This window comes from Aquimarina sediminis, from assembly GCF_002895435.1.
Classification (GTDB): Bacteria; Bacteroidota; Bacteroidia; order Flavobacteriales; family Flavobacteriaceae; genus Aquimarina; species Aquimarina sediminis.
Genome location: NZ_POYJ01000008.1, coordinates 138,404 through 162,017, shown reverse-complemented (window position 1 = coordinate 162,017; position 23,614 = coordinate 138,404). Strand labels below are relative to the sequence as shown.

The 23,614-nt window shown below is 34.1% G+C and carries 15 protein-coding genes and 1 tRNA gene; 5 read left to right on the top strand and 11 right to left on the bottom strand.

All coding sequences use genetic code 11. The features are described 5' to 3' along the window. Positions 1-28: 28 nt before the first annotated feature. From C1X07_RS17020 to C1X07_RS17005, 4 genes are all read left to right on the top strand, one after another. Positions 29-835, top strand: coding sequence for a Cof-type HAD-IIB family hydrolase (locus tag C1X07_RS17020; protein WP_103071231.1), 807 nt, complete (start codon positions 29-31; stop codon positions 833-835). Positions 836-837: 2 nt separating this feature from the next. Continuing rightward, positions 838-2,736, top strand: coding sequence for a M61 family metallopeptidase (locus C1X07_RS17015; RefSeq protein WP_103071230.1), 1,899 nt, complete (start codon positions 838-840; stop codon positions 2,734-2,736). An 85-nt stretch (positions 2,737-2,821) separates the two neighbouring features. Beyond that, on the top strand, positions 2,822-4,126 hold the full coding sequence (locus tag C1X07_RS17010; RefSeq protein ID WP_103071229.1) for a DUF819 family protein: 1,305 nt from the start codon (positions 2,822-2,824) through the stop codon (positions 4,124-4,126). Positions 4,127-4,216: 90 nt separating this feature from the next. Beyond that, positions 4,217-4,942: a DUF4369 domain-containing protein gene (locus C1X07_RS17005; protein WP_103071228.1), complete on the top strand. Its 726-nt coding sequence runs from the start codon at positions 4,217-4,219 to the stop codon at positions 4,940-4,942. A 401-nt stretch (positions 4,943-5,343) separates the two neighbouring features. On the opposite strand, the gene C1X07_RS17000 is transcribed toward C1X07_RS17005, so the two are convergent. From C1X07_RS17000 to C1X07_RS16965, 8 genes are all read right to left on the bottom strand, one after another. Further along, positions 5,344-5,417, bottom strand: a tRNA-Thr gene (locus tag C1X07_RS17000). 59 nt (positions 5,418-5,476) lie between these two features. Further along, positions 5,477-5,743, bottom strand: a complete 267-nt coding sequence (locus C1X07_RS16995; protein ID WP_103071227.1) for a hypothetical protein — start codon at positions 5,741-5,743, stop codon at positions 5,477-5,479. 123 nt (positions 5,744-5,866) lie between these two features. Next, positions 5,867-6,277, bottom strand: coding sequence for a 6-pyruvoyl trahydropterin synthase family protein (locus C1X07_RS16990; RefSeq protein ID WP_103071226.1), 411 nt, complete (start codon positions 6,275-6,277; stop codon positions 5,867-5,869). Then, complete coding sequence (gene idi / locus C1X07_RS16985) at positions 6,274-6,840, bottom strand: isopentenyl-diphosphate Delta-isomerase (protein WP_241507277.1); 567 nt, start codon at positions 6,838-6,840, stop codon at positions 6,274-6,276. Before idi ends, C1X07_RS16990 begins: the two co-directional genes overlap by 4 nt. A 190-nt stretch (positions 6,841-7,030) precedes the next feature. Further along, complete coding sequence (locus C1X07_RS16980; protein WP_241507276.1) at positions 7,031-8,956, bottom strand: OmpA family protein; 1,926 nt, start codon at positions 8,954-8,956, stop codon at positions 7,031-7,033. 65 nt (positions 8,957-9,021) lie between these two features. Further along, positions 9,022-9,978, bottom strand: a complete 957-nt coding sequence (locus C1X07_RS16975) for a PorP/SprF family type IX secretion system membrane protein (protein WP_103071224.1) — start codon at positions 9,976-9,978, stop codon at positions 9,022-9,024. Between the two features lie 52 nt (positions 9,979-10,030). Next, positions 10,031-12,514, bottom strand: coding sequence for a T9SS type B sorting domain-containing protein (locus tag C1X07_RS16970; RefSeq protein ID WP_103071223.1), 2,484 nt, complete (start codon positions 12,512-12,514; stop codon positions 10,031-10,033). Then, positions 12,508-12,798: a hypothetical protein gene (locus C1X07_RS16965; protein WP_103071222.1), complete on the bottom strand. Its 291-nt coding sequence runs from the start codon at positions 12,796-12,798 to the stop codon at positions 12,508-12,510. Before C1X07_RS16965 ends, C1X07_RS16970 begins: the two co-directional genes overlap by 7 nt. A 556-nt stretch (positions 12,799-13,354) precedes the next feature. Here C1X07_RS16965 and C1X07_RS16960 point away from each other — a divergent pair. Continuing rightward, the gene (locus tag C1X07_RS16960) at positions 13,355-14,941 is read left to right on the top strand and encodes a peptide chain release factor 3 (protein WP_103071221.1); all 1,587 of its coding nucleotides are present in this window, start codon (positions 13,355-13,357) and stop codon (positions 14,939-14,941) included. 86 nt (positions 14,942-15,027) lie between these two features. On the opposite strand, the gene C1X07_RS16955 is transcribed toward C1X07_RS16960, so the two are convergent. The 3 genes from C1X07_RS16955 to rpoB all read right to left on the bottom strand — a co-directional run bounded on the left by C1X07_RS16955 (position 15,028) and on the right by rpoB (position 23,613). Next, positions 15,028-15,342: a DUF3467 domain-containing protein gene (locus C1X07_RS16955; protein ID WP_103071220.1), complete on the bottom strand. Its 315-nt coding sequence runs from the start codon at positions 15,340-15,342 to the stop codon at positions 15,028-15,030. Between the two features lie 67 nt (positions 15,343-15,409). Then, positions 15,410-19,708, bottom strand: a complete 4,299-nt coding sequence (gene rpoC / locus C1X07_RS16950; RefSeq protein ID WP_103071219.1) for a DNA-directed RNA polymerase subunit beta' — start codon at positions 19,706-19,708, stop codon at positions 15,410-15,412. 95 nt (positions 19,709-19,803) lie between these two features. Further along, positions 19,804-23,613: a DNA-directed RNA polymerase subunit beta gene (rpoB, locus tag C1X07_RS16945; protein ID WP_103071218.1), complete on the bottom strand. Its 3,810-nt coding sequence runs from the start codon at positions 23,611-23,613 to the stop codon at positions 19,804-19,806. Between the last annotated feature and the right edge of the window lies 1 nt (position 23,614).

Genomic DNA, 23,614 nt, shown 5'->3' with positions numbered 1-23,614 from the left:
ATTAAATAACTCAAACCATAAAAATCTAATGTCGCATCGTATTGTATTCACAGACATTGATGGAACTTTGTTAAATCCCCAAAGAGAACTTTCTGACTTTACTATTTCTCAAATCAAAAGAATTAAAAACACTATACCGGTAGTTCTTATTTCTTCAAGAATGCCAGATGCAATGCATCACTTACAGGAAGAATTAGAAATACAAAATCAGCCTTTAATCTGTTATAATGGGGGATTAATCTTAGTAGATCAAAAACCAGTTCATTCTACATTTATATCTCCTGATATTATAGAAAAAATTAGTAACTTTAATCTAGAACAGAAATTTCATATTAGTCTGTATCACAATAACGACTGGTTTGTTCCTGAAATGGATTTTTGGGCTAAGAGAGAAGCTAACAACACTAAGGTAAATCCGGTGGTAAAACCGATTCAAAATGTGATAAAGGAATGGAGAACGAATAGTAAAGGAGCTCATAAAATTATGTGTATGGGTGAAGAGGCATATATAGATCAAGCATATGCTTTTTTAGAAGACTCTTTTGGTGACACCTTACACCTATATCGTTCTAAACCAACCTATATAGAAATAGCGCATAAGAGTATTTCCAAATTAACAGCAATAGAAATCTTGCTAGACACTCATTTTGAAATCCCTATCTCCGAAGTAGTCGCATTTGGAGATAATTATAATGACATCGATATGCTAAAAGCTGTAGGAACAGGGGTAGCTGTTGCAAATGCAAAACCCGAAACTATAGAGATAGCAGATACCGTAACACTGGAGGGAAAACAAGATGGAGTAGCAACTTATATTCAAAAAAACATTTTATAACTGTGCGAAAAACGATTAAAACCATAAAAAGCTTAGTATTTGTAGTTGCAATATGTAATTTGATAATTAGTTGTAAAACTACTAAGCCTGTTAAGAATACTAAACCAATAATTATAAGTGCCACATTAAATCTTGTCAACGTAGTAGATGACAAAATAAAGGTAGAAGTTAAAATAAAAAACCTTGATCAGGACACTATTAGCTACTACTTGCCAAAAATTGTTCCTGGAACGTATCAGAATGATAATTATGGGAAATATGTTGAAGATTTCCAAGCTTTTGATCTTCAAGGCAATCCTATTCCTGTTCAAAAATTCAATGACAATCGCTGGAAAATTGATAACACCAAACAGTTGGATAAAATCACCTACTGGGTTAATGACACTTTCGATTCTGAAGACTCCCATGATGTCTTTTCTCCTACTGGAACCAATATTCTTAAAGACAAGAATTTTGTTTTAAACCTATACGCATTTGTAGGATACTTTGGTAACATGAAAGAGAATAAATACAAACTATTTATTAAGCACCCCTCTTTTTTAGAAGCTTCGACTTCGTTAGTAGAAGAATTGCCTGGCAACTCTTCTGCTGCTAAGAACGATATCGACTACTTTGTTTTCAAGAGATATGCAGATGTAGTCGATAATCCAATCATGTACTCAAAACCTAACAAAGTCACCTTTACCGTAAACGATATCGAAGTATTATTAAGTGTATATTCTTCTTCTAATAGCAAAGTTTATAAAGCGGCTTATATAATGCCTCAAATGGAGCGTGTAATCAGAGCACAAAAAAGTTTCTTGGGTGATATTAATTCCACAAAAAAATACAGTATTCTACTCTACTTATCATCTTCAAAATCAAACGATGCAAGAGGTTATGGAGCCTTAGAACATAATACCTCTACAGTAGTTGTATTGCCAGAATCTCTCTCTCCAGAAAAACTTGATGAAGCGCTAACTGATGTAGTTTCTCATGAATTTTTTCATATCGTAACCCCACTAACTTTACATTCTGAAGAAATACATAATTTTGATTATAATAACCCAAAAATGTCTGAACACCTTTGGCTATATGAAGGTACTACAGAATATTTTTCGATGTTGTTTCAAATTACTCAGGGGTTAATATCAAAAGAAGAATTCTTTGAAAGGATAATTGATAAAATAGAAGCTTCATCTTCTTTTGATGACACTGTTGCTTTTAGTACAATGAGTAAAAATATTCTGGTCAATCCATACCGTAAAAATTATAGAAATGTATATGAAAAAGGGGCGTTAATCTCCTTATGCCTTGATATCATTATGCGAGAAAATAGCGGAGGTGTCCTTGGCATATTAGATCTCATCAAAAATTTATCCAACGAATATGGAATTGACACTCCTTTTGAGGACAAAAAACTAATTGCGGCAATAGAAAAAGCTTCATACCCCGAAATTCGTTTGTTTTTAGAAAAACATGTTACTGGAAACACCCCTATAGATTATGAATATTATCTCAACAAGGTCGGCATCCATTATGGAATAAAAAACATACCTTCTTCTTACTTTATTTTTAAACAAGAGCCTTTTGTTACAGGGTCTGAAGCTTCTAAAGAGGTAATTTTTACTTCTGATATACCTTTTAATAGTTTTTTAAAAGGTCTTGGTATCATCGAAGGAGATGTTTTGATAAGTATTAACAAGAAAAAATACCGTCTCAAAAATATTTATGACCTATTCGGGGATTCTAATAAATGGAAAATAGGAGACGAAATTACTTTTAAAATCAAGCGGAATGGTAAAGTTATGACCCTTACATCTAATGTTGTAAAGCCTACTGTAGAAAAAATAATACTACAGCAAGATCCAAAAGCTACAGAACTTCAAAAAAAGTTATTCGAATATTGGGTTAACGAGTAAAAAATCCTCTTCAATGGTGGTATGCTTTGGTCTTCTTTAAATTAAATGTATTTTGCAATACATCTTTTTAATCACACAATCACTAATGAAGAGCATTCCTTTTTTTACAGATGACACTATTGTATTTGGTATTTTATTACTTTGTTTAGGGTTAGTTTTTTACACTTCTTCTATCAACAAGGGTTTCTGGAAAACTTTCTACAAATTTGTTCCTGCCATTTTATTATGCTATTTGCTACCTGCAATATTTAATTCTTTAGGTCTTATAGCTCCCAAATGGGAAGAGTTAGACGCTGATGGCAATATAATTGAGAAATCAACTAAAGTATACGATGTTGCCAAAAATTATTTATTACCTGCCGCTTTAGTATTGATGACACTAAGTATTGATCTCAAAAGCATTTACAATCTGGGTCCCAAGGCGCTCATTATGTTTTTAACTGGTACCCTGGGTGTTGTCATAGGTGGGCCAATCGCGGTTCTTCTTATCTCTTTTGTTTCGCCCGAGACGCTTGGTGGATCAGGATTCGATGCTATCTGGAGAGGACTCTCTACATTAGCAGGTAGTTGGATTGGTGGTGGTGCCAATCAGGCTGCAATGCTAGAAATTTATAAATACAATCCCGAGAAATATGGAGGGATGGTAATAGTAGACATTGTAGTTGCTAATATATGGATGGCTATATTATTGCTAGGTATTGGTAAGAGTGAAAGAATTGATCGCTGGTTGAAAGCCGATAATAGTGCAATCAAAGCTTTACAACAAAAAGTATCCAGTTATTCTGAAAGCATAACCCGAAACCCTACTTTAACAGATTATATCATTATGCTTTCGATAGCATTTACTACAGTGGGGCTTGCACACTGGGGAGCTTCAGGAGTTTCTGATCTATTATCTAGTAATTTCGAAATATTTAATGACAAGAGTTCTGCATTATCATCATTTACATCCAAATTCTTTTGGATGGTAACTATATCTACCGCAATAGGAATTATCTTATCATACACAAAAGCCAAACGATATGAAGGGGCTGGCGCTAGTAAAATAGGTAGTGTTTTTATTTATATCCTCATCGCCACAATAGGAATGAAAATGGATATTAGTAGTATTTTTGAAAAACCTGGACTCATAGCAATTGGTCTTGTATGGATGGCTATCCACGTTTTACTTCTTATCGGAGTTGCCAAATTAATTAAAGCTCCCTACTTTTTTCTTGCAGTAGGTAGCAAAGCTAATATAGGAGGAGCCGCTTCTGCCCCTGTAGTCGCTGCTGCTTTTCACCCTTCTCTGGCAACTGTAGGCGTTCTTCTTGCCGTTTTTGGGTATGTAGTAGGAACTTATGGCGCAATTTTATGCACTATCCTAATGCAAATAGCAGCTGGGAGTTAACAAAAGTAGGTTAGATTATAAAAATCTATGTCTCATTTTAAAATAAAACTTGCATCTTTGTGTCCCCAATTAAAAACCAAAAAATTGAGCATGAAGTATTTTTCTATTCTATCATTATTAATTGTTATTTTAATCAGTTGTACTTCTCCAAAAGAAGGAAATCTTACAATTTCGGGTAATATAAAAGGATTAAAAAAAGGAACTCTTTATTTGCAAAAAATACAGGACACTGTTTTGGTCAATTTGGATTCGGTAAATATCGATGGTAATTCTGAATTTATGTTCGTATCCAACCTTGAAGAACCTGAAATTCATTATTTATATCTTGATAAAAATGATGGAACCAGATATAATGACCGTATTGATTTTTTTGCAGAACCAGGGGAAATAATTATCACCACTAGTGTTCTTGACTTTGAAAGAGATATAAAAATACAAGGGGGTAAAAATCAAGATAAATATCTTGAATATAAAAAAATGCTAAAAAGATTTAATGAAAGAAATCTTAGGCTTATTAAAGAGAATTTTGAAGCTAGTAAACAAAAAGATGATGAAAAGCTTATAGAAAATGATAAAGCTTATAAAACTTTATTGAAACAAAAATACTTATACACTATCAATTTTGCAGTAAACAATAGGAAGTTAGAAGTAGCGCCTTACATAACTCTTAACGAAGTATACGATGCAAATATCAAATTTCTGGATACTGTAGCTAAATCTCTAAGTCCTAAGGTAAAAAAATCACTGTACGGCAAACAATTAATTAAGTATATAAAAGATAGAAAAGAGAAAGAGGCAGAAAATAACGATAAGTAATTTTCTTACATATATTTAGCGCGATTACCTATTGGAGAAGATCTACCCATAGACTTCTCCTTATTCTTTTTTCGAATATCTTCACAAAAACAGCTTATAATTGGTTTTTATCCTTACCATATGATATAACAGATAAAGCTCTAAACCATAACTATCCAATTTTTATAAGGTTTTAAAAAATTACTATCGTAACTTGTTTAAAATCTACAACTCTATAATAGGTTTTCCTTTTTTAAAATACTACCTCTTCAAATTGCACTGTCTATATTTCTACAGGAAACGTTTCCTTTAAAAACATAGAGGTTTCGTTTTTTTGCTGACTAAAATTGATCTTATTTATTAAAAGCTAGACCTTTAAACAAAAAAAAGTCCTAAACATTATATTTTAGGACTTTATAAAGAGCCGATGGAGGGACTCGAACCCACGACCTGCTGATTACAAATCAGCTGCTCTAGCCAGCTGAGCTACATCGGCAAAAACGGTTGCAAATATAATACCTACAACCGTTTTTACAAATATTTTTTAGAAAAATTTTACAACGCATTTACTTTTTCTACCAAAGCCTTTGCTGTTTTTTCTAAATCCTCGCGAAGTGCTTTAAAATGCTTTGAAGGATTTTCTAGTTTACGCTCATTAGCTCTAGCCATAAAACCATCAAAAGATGTTATTGCTTCATCAATAATTGCTTCTCCAGCCTTTCCATCCTTACCAGGGTTTTCTAGTTCCCACACATAAACTTCTTCTATAATATCTCCTAAAACGTAGTTTATATCTTTCTTAAGGTCTCTCTTATTTGCCATATCAAATTTGTTTTATGCAAAATTAGTGTTTTCAATTAAATATAAGAGTGTTAAAACTTAACTACTCTCTGTTTTTTTATGTATTAGTATAGTTATTGGTGTTGATAGTCTTATACAAGTTTCTTATTTACCATCATAGATTACAAAATTACGTGGGGTTTCATACAAGGTTATTTCTATATCGTATGAATCAGCAATCTTATTACGCAACCTGTTCCATATAACCACAGCAATATTTTCTACAGTCGGATTCATATTTTTAAATTCTTCTACCTCTTCATTAAGGTTTTTATGATCCATATACTCTTCTACTTCTGTTTTGATGTAGTCTTTTAAAATTTTAAGATCCATTAAAAACCCTGTTTCGGGATCAATTTCTCCTATAACGGCTACAACAAGTTCATAGTTATGACCATGATATTTTGGATTACTGCATTTACCAAATACCTGAAGGTTTTTTTCATCACTCCAATCCTTCCTATACAATCTATGTGCAGCATTAAAATGAGCTTTTCTACATGCTTTAATCCTCATAAGGTTATATGTGAATAAAATTTATTAAAGATGATCTTAAACCATTCTGTATATACGTCTGGGTGTTGAGAAATATCATTTTTAACCGCTTCAATTGACATCCATTTCCAATCTGCTACTTCTTCGGGGTTGATTTTTGGATCCTCTAGGTACTCTCCTATTAATACATGGTCATATTCATGCTCTGTAAGACCATTATCAAAAGGTGCTTTATATATAAATGATACCGAATCTTTTAATGGGGTAACAAATCCCATCTCTTCCTGCAGTCTTCTCATACCTGCTTCTATATTGCTCTCACCTTCTCTTTGATGGCTACAACACGTATTTGTCCACAAACCTGGAGAATGGTATTTGTGATGAGCCCTCTGCTGAAGCATTAATTCATTCTTATCATTAATAACAAATACCGAAAAAGCTCTATGTAGTACAGCTTTTTGGTGTGCTTCAAGCTTAGGCATTAATCCTATTTGCTCATCATTCTCATTAACCAGGATAACTTTTTCTTCTTCTTTCATTCTTTTTAATTGCTCCAAAATTACAAAATCATATGAGTAATTCATAATCCTTGAGATCAGCTGGTAAATTTGAACTTTAGGATAAAAAACACAAAAGAGTATTACCTTATAAATTGATTCAAATAAGATATTACCTCTTTAAACTTATTAAAAAAACTCTTACGATATATATGATAATAAAAAACACCTTAACAAGTAAGGCGTTTTTATATTTATTTGATTAACGTGATCAAAATCATTTAAGAATAATAAACTCACTTCGTCTATTTAACTGATATTCATCTTTTTTACAATTAGTCTCGTTACCACAATCATTAACCGGCTGTGACTCTCCAAATCCTTTTCCTGTCAATCTATCTGATGAGATACCTTTATTAACCATATATTTTACGGTTGCTTCTGCTCTTTTTTCTGATAAATACAAGTTGTATGCATCTTCTCCATGGCTATCTGTATGTGATCTAACCTCTATTTTCATGTCAGTATATTGATTCATCACTTCTATCACTTTAGCCAGCTCTACTTTTGCATCAGAACGTATATTATACCCTCCAAAGTCAAAGTAGATAGGTTTTAGGGATAATACTTTTGCCAAGTCATCACCTACATCAGCAGATTTTATTTTCTTCTCTAAAGCAAGTGGAGTATCTAATATCTGACTTTCCTTAAGCGTATTTATCAACTTTTCTAAAGTCACATACTCTTCTTTTTCTGCTCTTACAAAATAAGAAGACTCGCACTCTACCACTTGTTTATAACTTGCTTGGTCATCAGTCACAAAGCTTTGCACCAAATTATTATTACTATCGTATATAGAAACTTTAGTTCCTGGAAGTAACTCCTTGGTATCCTTATCTGTTACTAATCCTTCTATAGTAATTTTACAAGGTTCTTTTAAATCTTCTAACTGTAGAAAACCATAAATATCATCACTCCCTTTTCCTCCGTTACGATTAGATGAGAAAAACCCTCTTTTAGATTTTACATCAACAACATAAGCAAAATCGTCTTTTGAACTGTTAATAGGTCGCCCAATATTTATAATCTTTTGCTCTCTCCCAGGTTCTAAATTAAGGTTTGCAACATATACATCTAACCCTCCTAATCCAAGGTGACCATCTGATGAAAAATACAATCTATTATCAGCACTTATAAAAGGAAATGTTTCTTTACCTTCTGTATTAATAGCATCTCCCATATTTTTAGGAGTACCAAAACTTCCATCGTCATTAATCACTACCTCGTATATATCGGATAACCCTTTACCTCCTGGCATATCTGAAGAAAAATACAATATCTTTTCGTTATCACTTAATGCAGGGTGAGCAACAGAATATTCATCATCATTAAATGGCAAGCTTTCTGGAGAAGTCCATTTACCTTGATCATTCTTATACGAACGATATATTTTTAATTTATTAGTCCCTTTTTCATCTCTTCCTATTTTTCCATTATTAAAATTATTTCTAGTAAAATAAATAGTTTTTCCATCTTTGGTAAAAACAGGTGTAGATTCATGAAATTTTGAGTTTATTTCTCCATCTAATCTTCTTACTTTAGAAAAAGTATTACTAATAGAATCGTATTCCGATTTAAATAGATTTAAAAAAGCTTCATCATTCCATTGATGAATTGTTTTCTTCAATGATAGCGTATCTCTCGAGGAGCTAAAAACGACGCTTTCTCCATAAAAAGCAGTTCCAAAGTCAGCAAATATCGAATTGATTGGCGAATTTTCTATTTCATACCTACCAGACTGAAAATCAATTTGTTTCAAATAATCAGATCCGTTTTTAAACAGTTTTGCGCGTTTATCACCATCACTAAGCTCTGCAAATTTCTGCATATATTTATCAGAATCTTCATACCTTTCTACTGATTTTAATGTCTGAGCGTATCTGAAGTAATATTCTGGCTTTACTTGATCAGGAAACGAATTCACCAATTCTTCATACCACTTTAACGCATCTTCAAATTGGCTATTGAAGTAATAGCTATCCCCTAGATTCATAAAAAGATCCGCACTTCTATATCCCTTTTTGACTACCTTAAGATATGTTTCTTGAGCATCGATATATTGATATCTATCATATTGATCTTTTGCTTTTTGAAGTTTTTTTTCTTGAGAAAAAAGAGTGCTACTTCCTGAAAAAAGTAACATAAAAACCAATAGTGACTTGAGTAAATACCGCCCCATAATTTTGTGTAATATTGTTTAAAGTTTAATTAAAAGAAACGTGGTGTTAACATTCTATTGTATTTCTTAAAGAGTTCGAATCGTAACATAACTTCGTAACTCCCATCATTAAATTGTGTTTGCCCTAATTCTGTTGTCTCTCTATCATAAGCAAAACCTATCATTAAAGAATCGGATATCTGAAAGCCTGCCATTGCACTTACAGCTGCACTCCATCTATATGCGGCTCCAAGAGTTAAACGATCATACAACAAAAAATTAGCAGAAAGATCTACTTGCAAAGGTGCTCCAAAAACAAGCTTACTTAAAACGGCTGGCTTAAATTTTACATCGTCACTTAAATCAAATACATGCCCAGCAATCAGATAATAATTAACACGTTCTTCTGCCAAAAAACTAACTGCCGTACTACTATTACTGGTCGTGCTTTCATCAAAATGATCTGTTTCCAAAAGATTAGGAGCACTTAAGCCGACATAAAATCGATTTGTATGATAATATATTCCTACTCCAACATTAGGGCTAAATTTATTATCAATATTGTTTTCAAACAAAGCATCATTACTATTAAATTGAGTTAACTTTTGAAAATCTACATTCAACAAGTGTCCTCCTGCTTTTAGTCCTAAACTTAATTTCCCATATTCTGAAGTTGGTATCGTATATGAAAAATCTATATCAAAATAAGTTTCATCAGTAGGACCAATTTCATCATTTACAATTGACAATCCCAAACCAATACGCTCACTACCTCCAATAGGTGTATTAAGGGTTATGGTTTGAGTTTTAGGAGCTCCATCTAATCCTACCCATTGGCTACGATGAAGTCCCATAACACTAAGCACCCCTCGACTACCTGCATATGCTGGGTTAATACTTACAGTGTTGTACATATATTGAGTATACTGTGCATCTTGCTGAGCACTTATAGAGGACGTAGTCATACTAATAACTACGAGCATAAAAATTAATAATAATTTATTCATAAGTGTTTTAATTCGATTAGGGAATAACAAATATATAATATTCCGAATACATTTATTTATTTAAATACAAGTAACCAGCCTTTGACTTACTAGTATTGCTTGCGTTTTGATATTTCAATACATAATAATATGTTCCTACAGGTAACCCATCATTCTCTTTGATAGTTTGTCTTCCTTCACTTATACCTTCAAAATATGCCACTCCTGGTTGTTCATATCCATCTCTTTCAAAAACTTTTACCCCCCATCGGTTAAATATTTCTAAGGTGTTATCAGGAAAATTTTCTAAGCCTACAATTCTGAATTGGTCATTGATACCATCTCCATTAGGGCTAATTCCATTATACACTCTAATTTCATCATCAACATCACCAATACTAACAAATCCATTATTCTCTTCAGTAGTAGTACCCACAACTGTTACTGTTGTTGGATCTGTTCCCTCTGTTTGAAAGCTACCTACTGGCAATGTTGTATTATCTATATCCACTATGGTTATACCTTCAGGCACATTAGCCAAGTAATCACCATCTGCATTTGTAGCTACTGTTTGCTCTACACCATTCACGTCTGTAATAACAATAGTAATCCCTTCCAGGTCCGGCTCATTAATACCTTGTATTCCATTACCGTTTAAATCATTATAAACATGTCCAACAACTGTAGCATTTGGAATAGCATTAACAGTAATTATTATAACCGCATCATCGCAAACCACAGGAGTCGCAACACTACATAACGTATATGTTATTGAATACTCTCCCGGAGGTGTATTTGGCGCAACAGATATTTCTCCTGTAATCATATCCAAGCTAACTCCATCTCCCAAATCAGGGTCTGCAATAGCAGTAATGGTAACATCAGTCCCTAAGCTTGCAGCATTATTATTTAATACATCATTATCATTAACAATATTTATAGAAGTACCTCCTACAGTACCATCTATACTTACACTATCATCATTGGCAATTATAGTTCCTGTCACTGTTATTACTATAGTCGCATTATCACAAACAACAGGCGTAGCCACACTGCATAAAGTATAATCTATTGTATAATCTCCTGGAGGAGTATTAGGAGCAACCGATACCTGACCGGTTACTGGATCAAAAGTAACACCATCTGTAGGGATAGGATCTGTAAATGTAGTAACTGTTACATCTGTCCCTAAACTTACCATATTAGCATTTAGCGTATCATTATCATCCACAACATTAATAGAGTTTCCTCCTATATTACCATCAACACTTACACTGTCATCATTTGCAACAATAACTCCTGTTACTGTTATTGTTACGGTAGCATTATCACAAACTATTGGCGTTGCTGTACTACACAATGTATAATCTATTGTATATTCTCCCGGAGGGGTATTTGGTAACACCAACACTTCTCCTGTAAAAGCATCTAAGCTAACACCATCCCCTGGATTTGGATCTGTAACACTCGTAATCGTTACATCTACTCCCAAATTTACAGGGTTACTATCTAATGTATCATTATCATCTACAATATTAACTGAGTTACCTCCTACATTACCATCTATACTAACACTGTCATCATTAGCTACAATAATACTTGCTACTGTAACCGTAACTGTAGCATCATCACAAACCAATACCCCACTCTCATCATTACACACGCTATAAATTATTGTAACAGAACTACCTTCTTCTCCAATAGCAGGAGTGTATCCCATCTCTCCAGTTGACGCATCAAAGGTCACAGTACCTCCAGCAGTACCTCCAACCTGAGATATACTGGTTGTGCCCAAGTTGGCAGCATCACTATTATCCAAATAATCATCATTTCCTAAAATATCAATACTTTCACTAACACCAACTGTTCCTGTAGCGGTATCATCTACTGCAGTAGCAACTAATGGGTTAGGATCACTTACATCAGGATTACCATCACCATCGGTATCGGGATCAACAATCTGTAAAACTAAATCATCTATAAAATTCCAGGTACCCTGGCAAGTCCCTGTTGCCATTACCTGAAATGAGAAAACACCACTCGAAGGAGCTGTGAATGTAACTGTAGGTCTACTCCAAACATCCTCAACGGTAGTCGTAGGAACGGTAGCTGTTAATGTCCCATCTAATCTAACTTCTAATTGGGGTACGCATGCAGCATGTCCAGGTCTTGTTTCTATAAGATAGTCAAAAGAGAATGAATACAACTCCCCCCCCACCAATGTAACATTTTGGCTTATTCCTTCTTGAATTGCTCCAAACATCCTAACTCCAACATAACAACCACCATCAGGAGAAGCAGTTCTGGGTTCATTTACAATATACCAAGCTCTCTGTGTTTCTGTAGATCTATCAGGAGTACCCATTCCGGTCCAACCATCTGGCACTACATCAAATGCAGCATTATCTGAGGTACAGTCAACACCAGCGACATCAAGACCAGGGTTTGTTAATATATTTTGAGCAAATCCACTATTAGAAAAAATTAAAACAACAAAAGCTACAATTCTAAAAAGTAACTTAAATTTTCTTTGCAAAAACTGAGTAAAATCTAACATACGCAATATACTAATCGATTAACATTATTTGGATTATCCTTTACATCAAGGCAATATTCTAAAGTGTCGTATCTATGCTCAAAATAGAGAGCAATAGATTTGTAGAGTGTTAACCCAATTGCATTGCCAACACATTCAAAAAAATACTTTTTGTAATCGAAAAGAGATTTACTTGGTCTAGTTTTTTCTTTAGAAAGAAAAACTAAAAGAGAAAAAACAAAGGTATCTAATTGTATATCCTTGTTTTGCCCCCACCAAAATTGTAATGATGTATTTTTTTTCATTTTGACAATGTATTTGTATTGTAAAGTAAAAACCAGAGGGGGCAATTAGTTTCTACAAATTCTTGTATTCAAAAAAACCTCACTAAAAGTAAGGTAATACCACATTAATATTTATTGCAAATATGATGATAGATTTACATTTTTCTTTATTTTTTTTTTAAAAATTATATTTTTTCGATAAGAAACTCAAATAATCGATAAAGACAAGTATAATTACTCAGCAAGCATCCATTTCTTACGAAAAAAAAACGCCAAAGTTTTGATATTTAGAACACTTCGTATATTTAGTATCCTTTTGACTAGATTGCATTTTTGCACTAGAATAGGGAAGTATTTTACAACATCCGATGAATAAGTCGTATTGTTCATTTTAGTACTATATTTGCATCCTCATTAGATCTAACACAAAACAGGTTATTGGTTTTTATAATATTATTAAGATATTCTTTAAAGCACCTTAATGAGAACTTGAAGATGCTATATTAAATTTTGCTCTAATACAGAATAGAAATTCTAATTACAACATTTTCAGATTTAGAACAATAAACAAACGAAGATGAAATTCATAGATGAAATTGGGAGACGAAGAACCTTTGGGATCATCTCTCATCCCGATGCAGGTAAGACTACATTGACAGAAAAATTATTACTTTTTGGTGGTGCAATCCAAGAGGCTGGTGCAGTAAAGTCTAATAAAATTAAAAAAGGAGCTACCAGTGACTTTATGGAAATCGAGCGTCAACGTGGTATATCTGTGGCTACCTCTGTTCTTGCTTTTGAATACAAGGACATAAAGATAAATATTCTCGACACGCCTGGTCATAAAGATTTTGCTGAAGACACCTTTAGAACACTTACTGCTGTCGATAGTGTTATCGTAGTTATTGACGTAGCAAAAGGTGTTGAGGAACAAACCGAAAAATTAGTGTCTGTATGTCGGATGAGAAATATTCCGATGATTGTTTTTATCAATAAATTAGATAGAGAAGGGAAAGATGCTTTTGAACTTCTGGATGAAATTGAACAAAAATTAGGTCTTACTGTAACTCCTTTAAGTTTTCCTATCGGGATGGGATACGATTTTAAAGGAATATATAATATCTGGGAGAAAAACATCAATCTTTTTAGTGGGGATAGTAGAAAAAATATCGAGGAGACTATTAAAATTTCAGATTTATCTTCTCAGGATCTCAATGATACTATAGGAGATACGGCGGCAGACACATTGCGTGAAGAATTAGAATTGGTTGAAGGTATATATCCTCAATTTGATAGAGAATCTTACCAAGAAGGCACACTACAACCTGTATTCTTTGGTTCTGCACTAAACAACTTTGGAGTTAGAGAATTACTCGATTGTTTTATTTCCATTGCTCCTACTCCCAGACCTAAAGAAAGTGATATTAGGTTAGTCAAACCTGAGGAAAAAGATTTTACCGGATTCGTCTTTAAAATTCATGCAAACATGGATCCAAAACATAGAGATCGATTAGCATTTATTAAAATAGTATCGGGAACCTTTGAAAGAAATGTGCCCTATCTACATACTAGGCATAATAAAAAGTTTAAATTTTCAAGCCCCAATGCTTTTTTTGCTGAGAAAAAGGAGATTGTAGACATATCATATCCTGGAGATATCGTAGGCTTGCATGATACAGGAAATTTTAAAATAGGAGATACTCTTACCAAGGGAGAAATACTTCATTATAAGGGAATTCCGAGCTTTTCTCCAGAACATTTTAGATATATCAACAATGCCGATCCTTTGAAGTCTAAGCAACTAGCTAAAGGTATTGATCAACTAATGGATGAAGGAGTTGCTCAGCTTTTTACTTTGGAACTAAATGGACGAAAAGTGATTGGTACGGTCGGTGCTCTCCAATATGAAGTTATTCAATATAGGTTAGAGCACGAATATGGAGCAAAATGCACCTATGAAAATCTAAATGTTCATAAAGCTTGCTGGATTGAAGCTGAAGATGAAGACAATGATGAGTTTAAAGATTTTAAGCGAGTAAAAAGTAAATTTCTTGCAAAAGATAAACAAGGTCAATTAGTCTTTTTTGCAGACTCTTCCTTCAGTCTTCAAATGACTCAGCAAAAATACCCTTCAATTCAGTTTCATTTTACATCAGAATTTTAGAGTAAAAACACTAAAAAATATTAAAAAGCCTTCTTTGATAAGTTATCAAAGAAGGCTTTTTAATATTTTTTATAACTTTCGTTTTATTAAGCTTCTCCCGTAGGTCCAAAATTCATAGGTATTGGTGCCTGCTCATAGTCTTTTATCTCTCCATGGGCAGATTCAAATCTATTCACATTATCGGCAAGAGCTTTTAATAACCTTTTGGCATGCTGAGGAGTTAAAATAATCCTACTCTTCACCTTACTTTTGGGTCTTCCAGGCATAATATTCACAAAATCAACTACAAATTCAGAAACCGAGTGGTTAATAATAGCAAGATTGCTATATGTTCCATCTGCTACGGTTTCATCAATTTCAATATTTAATTGATTTTGTTTTTGATTTTTATTATCTGCCATATCAAATATATTTTAATTCCTTTTTGTATCAAAAAAGAAAGCCTGCCTAGAGAGGCAGGCTTTTATTTTAGTTATAATTAACTTCTTGTCTTTGTTCCATTCGTTCTTCAAACTCTTCATTTGAACCAACAATGATACTTTCGTAATCTCTCATTCCTGTTCCTGCTGGTATTCTATGACCAACAATTACATTCTCTTTAAGACCCTCTAGTGTATCAATCTTACCACTTACAGCAGCTTCGTTTAATACTTTTGTTGTTTCCTGGAATGAAGCAGCAGAGATAAATGACTTAGTTTGCAGCGAAGCTCTGGTAATACCTTGTAGTATTGGAGTCGCCGTAGCTGGAGAAACATCTCTTGCAACAACTAAATTTTTATCATCTCTACGTAAAGAAGAATTTTCATCTCTTAAATCACGAGGAGAAATTATCTGTCCTGCTTTAAGATTTGCACTATCACCAGCATCTTCGACAACCTTCATTCCAAAAATCTCATCATTCTCTTCAATGAAATCAGATTTATGAACTAATTGATTTTCTAAGAAAATAGTATCTCCTGGATCCTGAATTCTCACTTTACGCATCATTTGGCGTACTACTACCTCAAAGTGTTTATCGTTTATCTTCACACCTTGTAATCGATATACTTCTTGTACTTCATTAACCAAATACTGTTGTACAGCTGAAGGTCCTTTAATCTTAAGGATATCTTCTGGTGTAGTAGATCCATCTGATAATGGCATTCCGGCACGAACATAATCATTCTCCTGAACAAGTATTTGATTAGAAAGTTTAACTAGATACTTTTTAATTTCACCTATTCTAGATTCTACTATAATTTCTCTATTACCACGCTTAATTTTTCCGAAAGATACTACACCATCTATCTCACTTACAACAGCTGGGTTAGATGGATTACGCGCTTCGAATAATTCAGTTACTCTAGGAAGACCCCCTGTAATATCTCCTGCTTTAGCAGATTTACGTGGTATTTTCACAAGAATTTTACCTACTCCAATCTTATCGCTATCATCCACCATAAGGTGAGCTCCTACCGGTAAGTTATAAGAACGTAGTACTTCATCTCCTTTTCCTAATACATGTAATGTAGGAATCTTTTTCTTATCTCTAGATTCAGATATTACTTTTTCCTGGAAACCAGTTTGCTCATCAATTTCTACCTGATAAGTAGCACCTTGCTCTATATTTTCATATTTAACTTTACCAGCAAATTCTGAAATAATAACCCCATTATACGGATCCCATTGGCAGATAACTTGATCATTTTCGATCTTATCTCCATCCTTAATAAACAATTGAGAACCATAAGGAATTAAGTTCGTACTTAAAACAATTTTTGTTTTAGGATCGATTATCTTCACTTCAGAAGTACGAGAAATTACTACATCAATCTCATTCCCTTCGTTATCTTCACCTTTTACTGTTTTAAGTTCTTCTATTTCCGCTTTTCCTGGGAATTTAGATCTAAGTTGATTTTCTTCAGAAATGTTACCTGCAATACCTCCTACGTGGAATGTACGTAAGGTAAGCTGTGTACCCGGCTCTCCAATTGATTGAGCCGCTACAACTCCTACAGCCTCTCCTCGTTGCACAGTTTTACCTGTTGCGAGATTACGTCCATAACATTTTACACAAATTCCTTTCTTAGCTTCACAAGTAAGTGCAGAACGAACTTCAACTGATTCTACAGGAGAATCTTCAATAAGTTTAGCGGTAACATCATCAATTTCTACCCCTGCCTCTACTAGAATTTCCTGTGTTAAAGGATTTATAACATCTAGTAATGCTGTTCTACCAACAATTCTAGCTGCAAGTCCTTCAATAATCTCTTCATTTTTCTTTAATGGGCTTACTTCAACACCACGAAGTGTTCCACAATCCTCTATATTGACAATAACATCTTGCGCAACATCTACCAAACGACGTGTTAAGTATCCAGCATCTGCTGTTTTAAGAGCGGTATCTGCAAGACCCTTACGAGCACCGTGAGTAGAGATAAAGTATTCAAGGATCGAAAGTCCTTCTTTAAAGTTAGAAAGAATTGGGTTTTCGATAATTTCACCACCAGCAGAACTAGCTTTTTTAGGTTTTGCCATCAATCCACGCATACCTGTTAACTGTCGTATCTGCTCTTTAGATCCCCTTGCACCAGAATCAAGCATCATATATACCGAGTTAAATCCTTGTTGATCTTCTCTAATACGTTTCATAGACAATTCTGTCAATTCTGCATTAGTAGAAGTCCAAATATCAATAACTTGATTATAACGTTCGTTATTGGTAATAAGACCCATGTTATAATTAGATACAATATTATCTACCTGAGAGTTTGCATCTGCAATCATGGTGTGCTTCTCTGCTGGGATAATAATATCTCCCAAACTAAATGATAGTCCACCTTGGAAGGCAAAATTATATCCTAAAGTCTTGATTTCATCTAAGAACTCTGCAGTTTCAGGAACACTTGTCACTTTCAAAATCCCTCCGATAATATCTCTAAGTGATTTTTTCGTCAATACTTCATTAATATATCCTGCTTTTTCCGGAACCTTTTCATTAAATAATACTCTACCTGCAGTAGTTTCAATTATTTTAGTAACTAACTCTCCGTTTTCAATATCTTTAGTACGTACTTTGATATTTGCATTAATATTAAGTCGTTTCTCATTATATGCTATAACAACTTCTTCTGGAGAATAAAAAACAAGGTCTTCACCTTCTATTTTCAATTCTGGAGTAGATCTACGTGATTTGGTCATATAGTATAGACCAAGAACCATATCCTGAGAAGGTACTGTTACTGGCGAACCATTAGCTGGATTAAGAATGTTATGCGATGCTAACATCAATAACTGAGATTCTAAAATTGCTTCAGGTCCTAATGGTAAGTGAACCGCCATTTGATCTCCATCAAAATCGGCATTAAATGCAGTACATACTAATGGGTGTAGCTGTATTGCTTTACCTTCAATAAGCTTAGGTTGAAATGCCTGTATCCCCAAACGGTGAAGTGTTGGCGCACGGTTTAGTAATACTGGATGTCCTTTTAAGACATTTTCTAGGATATCCCAAACTACAGGTTCTTTTCTATCTATAATTTTCTTTGCAGATTTTACTGTCTTTACAATACCACGCTCAATCAATTTTCTGATTACAAATGGTTTGTATAATTCTGCAGCCATATTTTTTGGAAGACCACATTCGAATAATTTCAATTCTGGTCCTACAACAATTACAGAACGTGCTGAATAATCCACACGTTTACCTAGTAAGTTTTGACGAAAACGTCCTTGCTTACCTTTTAATGAATCAGATAAAGATTTTAAAGGTCTGTTAGAATCTGTTTTAACAGCAGAAGCTTTACGTGTATTATCGAATAATGAATCAACAGATTCCTGAAGCATACGTTTTTCGTTACGTAAAATAACTTCCGGAGCTTTGATTTCCATCAAACGCTTTAAACGATTATTACGGATAATCACACGACGATACAAATCATTCAAATCAGATGTTGCAAAACGACCCCCATCTAGAGGAACTAATGGACGTAATTCTGGTGGAATTACGGGTACCACTTTAAGAACCATCCATTCTGGGTGGTTTTCTCTGTTTTTATTAGCATCTCTGAAAGATTCTACAACCTGAAGACGTTTTAACGCTTCTGTTTTTCGTTGTTTTGACGTTTCATTGTTTGCTTTATGTCTTAACTCATATGACAGTACATCAAGATCGATTCTTCTAAGAATCTCAATAAGACACTCTGCCCCCATCTTAGCGATGAATTTATTAGGATCTGTATCATCTAGATAAAGATTCTCTTGAGGAAGACTATCTAAGATATTTAGATATTCTTCTTCTGTAAGGAAATCCATTTTTTGTACTGGTTCTCCTTCTTCATTTTTTGCAATACCAGGCTGAATTACTACATATCGTTCGTAGTAAATAATCATATCTAATTTCTTAGATGGAAGCCCTAACAAGTATCCTATCTTATTTGGTAAAGAACGGAAATACCAAATATGTGCTACAGGCACAACTAGATTAATATGACCAACACGGTCTCTTCTTACTTTCTTTTCGGTTACTTCTACCCCACATCGATCACAAACAATACCTTTGTACCGAATTCTTTTATATTTACCACAAGCACATTCAAAATCCTTTACAGGTCCAAAAATACGCTCACAGAACAAACCATCACGTTCAGGTTTGTGAGTACGATAATTGATAGTTTCGGGTTTTAGCACTTCTCCCTGAGATGCCGCTAAAATCGACTCAGGTGAAGCTAAACCTATAGAGATTTTATTAAACCTCTTTACTGTATTCTTATCATTATTTCTTGCCATAATATATGGTTACTTAAGAATTATTGTAATTTAAAATTGAATAAATGATGTTAATCGTACCCTAAGCAGTGGCAAAGGGTACGAATGAACATATATTATTCTTCTAATCTGATATCCAGTCCCAGACCTTTCAATTCATGCATTAATACATTGAATGATTCTGGTAATCCAGGTTCTGGCATTGGTTCTCCTTTAACAATACTTTCGTATGTTTTAGCTCTTCCAATAACGTCATCAGATTTCACCGTCAATATCTCACGTAGAGTAGCTGAAGCTCCATATGCTTCAAGTGCCCATACTTCCATCTCTCCAAAACGCTGACCTCCAAATTGAGCCTTACCTCCAAGTGGTTGTTGTGTAATCAACGAGTAAGGTCCTATAGAACGTGCGTGCATCTTATCATCTACCATGTGACCAAGCTTAAGCATGTATATTACACCTACTGTAGCTGGTTGATGGAAACGGTCTCCTGTTCCTCCATCATAAAGATAAGTATGTCCAAATCTAGGAATACCCGCTTCATCCGTAAGTTCATTAATTTGATCTAATGATGCTCCATCAAAAATTGGAGTGGCAAACTTTCTCTGTAATTTTTGCCCAGCCCAACCTAATACGGTTTCATAAATCTGTCCGATATTCATACGTGAAGGTACCCCAAGTGGATTCAATACGATATCTACTGGTGTTCCATCTTCCAAGAATGGCATATCTTCTTCTCTTACAATACGCGCAACGATACCTTTGTTACCGTGACGACCTGCCATTTTATCTCCTACCTTAAGTTTACGTTTCTTAGCGATGTAAACTTTTGCAAGTTTTATAATTCCTGAAGGTAACTCATCTCCTACAGAGATCGTAAACTTCTCTCTTCTTAGATTACCTTGTAAATCATTTTCCTTAATTTTATAGTTATGAATAAGGTCAGCAACCATACTGTTTAGATTATCATCAGTGGTCCATGTTCCTTTGGTAAGATGCGCATAATCATCTACGCTATTAAGCATTTTCTGAGTATACTTTTTACCTTTAGGAAGAATTTCTTCTCCCAAATCATTCATAACTCCTTGAGATGTTTTACCACCAACGATAACAAATAGTTTATCTACTAAATCGGATTTTAACAATTCGAATTTTGTATCGTATGATCTTTCTAAAATCTCAATATCTTCTTTATCTTGAGAACGTTTTCTTTTATCCTTTATAGCACGAGCAAATAATTTTTTATCAATTACCACACCATGCAATGAAGGAGAAGCTTTTAATGAAGCATCTTTAACATCCCCAGCTTTATCTCCAAAAATTGCTCTTAATAATTTCTCTTCAGGAGTAGGATCACTTTCTCCTTTTGGAGTAATTTTACCTATTAAGATATCGCCAGGTTTGATTTCGGCACCTACACGTATCATTCCGTTTTCATCAAGATCTTTAGTTGCTTCTTCAGAAACATTAGGAATGTCGTTTGTAAGTTCTTCGTTACCTAGTTTAGTATCTCTAACTTCAAGAGAATACTCATCGATATGTATTGAAGTAAAAATATCTTCTCTTACTACTTTTTCAGAAATCACGATTGCATCCTCAAAGTTATACCCTTTCCACGGCATAAAGGCTACTTTCATGTTTCTACCAAGAGCTAGTTCTCCTTTTTCTGTAGCATATCCCTGACACAATACCTGCCCTTTATTCACTCTGTCCCCTACATTCACAATAGGTTTTAGGTTAATATTTGTACCTTGGTTGGTCTTACGGAATTTTATTAATTCATATGTTTTAGAATCCCCGTCGAAGCTTACCATTCTTTCTTCTTCGGTTCTATCATACTTAATAGTAATTCTTTGAGCGTCTACATACTCTACAACTCCATCACCTTCAGAGTTAATCAATACTCTAGAATCTGAAGCCACCTGGCGCTCTAAACCTGTTCCTACGATAGGTGCATCAACTCTTAAAAGCGGTACAGCCTGACGCATCATATTCGACCCCATCAAAGCACGGTTTGCATCATCATGCTCTAAGAATGGAATTAAAGATGCAGAAATAGAGGCTATCTGATTAGGTGCTACATCGGCGTAATTTACATTAGTTGGATCAATCACAGGGAAATCACCTTCCATACGTGCAATTACCTTATCAGCAGTAATATCTCCTTCATCTGTCTGAGGGATATTAGCTTGTGCAATAAGTTTCTCTTCTTCTTCTTCTGCACTTAGATATCTAAATTCTTCAACATCTACTTTACCATCGGTTACTTTACGGTAAGGAGTTTCTAAGAATCCCATTGAATTAACCTTAGCAAAAACTGCTAGAGAAGAAATCAAACCAATATTTGGTCCTTCAGGTGTTTCAATAGGACATAAACGTCCATAATGTGTATAGTGAACATCACGTACCTCAAAACCAGCACGCTCACGAGATAAACCTCCAGGTCCAAGAGCCGAAAGTCTACGCTTGTGTGTTATCTCTGCCAATGGATTCGTTTGATCCATAAATTGAGACAACTGGTTTGTTCCAAAGAATGAATTAATTACAGAAGATAAGGTTTTAGCATTGATCAAATCAATTGGTGTAAATACCTCATTATCTCTTACATTCATACGCTCACGAATTGTACGAGCCATACGTGCCAAACCAACTCCAAACTGTTGAGATAATTGTTCTCCTACGGTTCTAACTCGACGATTAGAAAGGTGATCGATATCATCGATCTCAGCTTTAGAATTAATTAATTCTATTAAATATTTTATGATGGTAATAATATCTTCTTTGGTAAGCACTTGCTTATCCATTGCAATATCAAGACCAAGCTTTTTATTCATTCTATAACGACCTACTTCACCTAAATTGTATCGTTGGTCTGAGAAGAATAGTTTATCAATAATACCTCTTGCAGTTTCTTCATCAGGCGGTTCTGCATTACGTAATTGACGGTATATATGTTCTACTGCTTCTTTTTCTGAATTAGTAGGGTCTTTTTGTAATGTATTATGGATAATTGCATAATCTCCCTTTTGATTATCCTCTTTGTGTAACAAAATAGTTTTTGCTCCTGAGTCAATAATCTCATCCAGGTGATCTTTATCAAGAATCGTATCACGATCTAATACGATCTCGTTACGCTCTATTGAAACAACTTCTCCTGTATCTTCATCAACAAAATCCTCGTGCCATGTATTTAGTACACGAGCAGCTAATTTACGTCCTAAAACTTTTTTCAATCCGGATTTAGAAACTTTTACTTCTTCTGCAAGATCAAATATTTCTAAAATATCTTTATCACGTTCAAAACCAATTGCACGGAAAAGTGTTGTTACCGGTAATTTTTTCTTTCTATCGATATAAGCGTACATTACACTGTTTATATCGGTAGCAAATTCTATCCAAGACCCCTTAAAAGGAATTACTCTTGCAGAATATAACTTAGTTCCATTGGCATGGAATGATTGTCCAAAGAATACTCCTGGTGAACGGTGTAATTGAGATACCACAACTCGTTCTGCACCATTGATACAAAACGTACCACTAGGAGTCATATAAGGGATTGTACCTAAATAAACATCCTGAACAATAGTTTCAAAATCTTCATGTTCTGGGTCTGTACAAAATAGTTTCAGACGTGCTTTTAAAGGGACACTATAAGTAAGACCTCTTTCTATACACTCCTGAAGATCGTATCTCGGAGGGTCAACGAAATAATCTAGAAATTCTAATACAAATTGATTACGTGTGTCTGTAATCGGGAAGTTTTCCATGAAGGTATTATATAGACCTTCGTTTCCTCTTTCTTCAGATTTTGTTTCTAATTGAAAGAAATCCTGAAAGGACTTGATCTGAATATCCAGAAAATCTGGGTAGTCAGGTCTATTCTTTACAGAAGAGAAATTCAATCTTTCAGTTTGCGTTGCTAACATC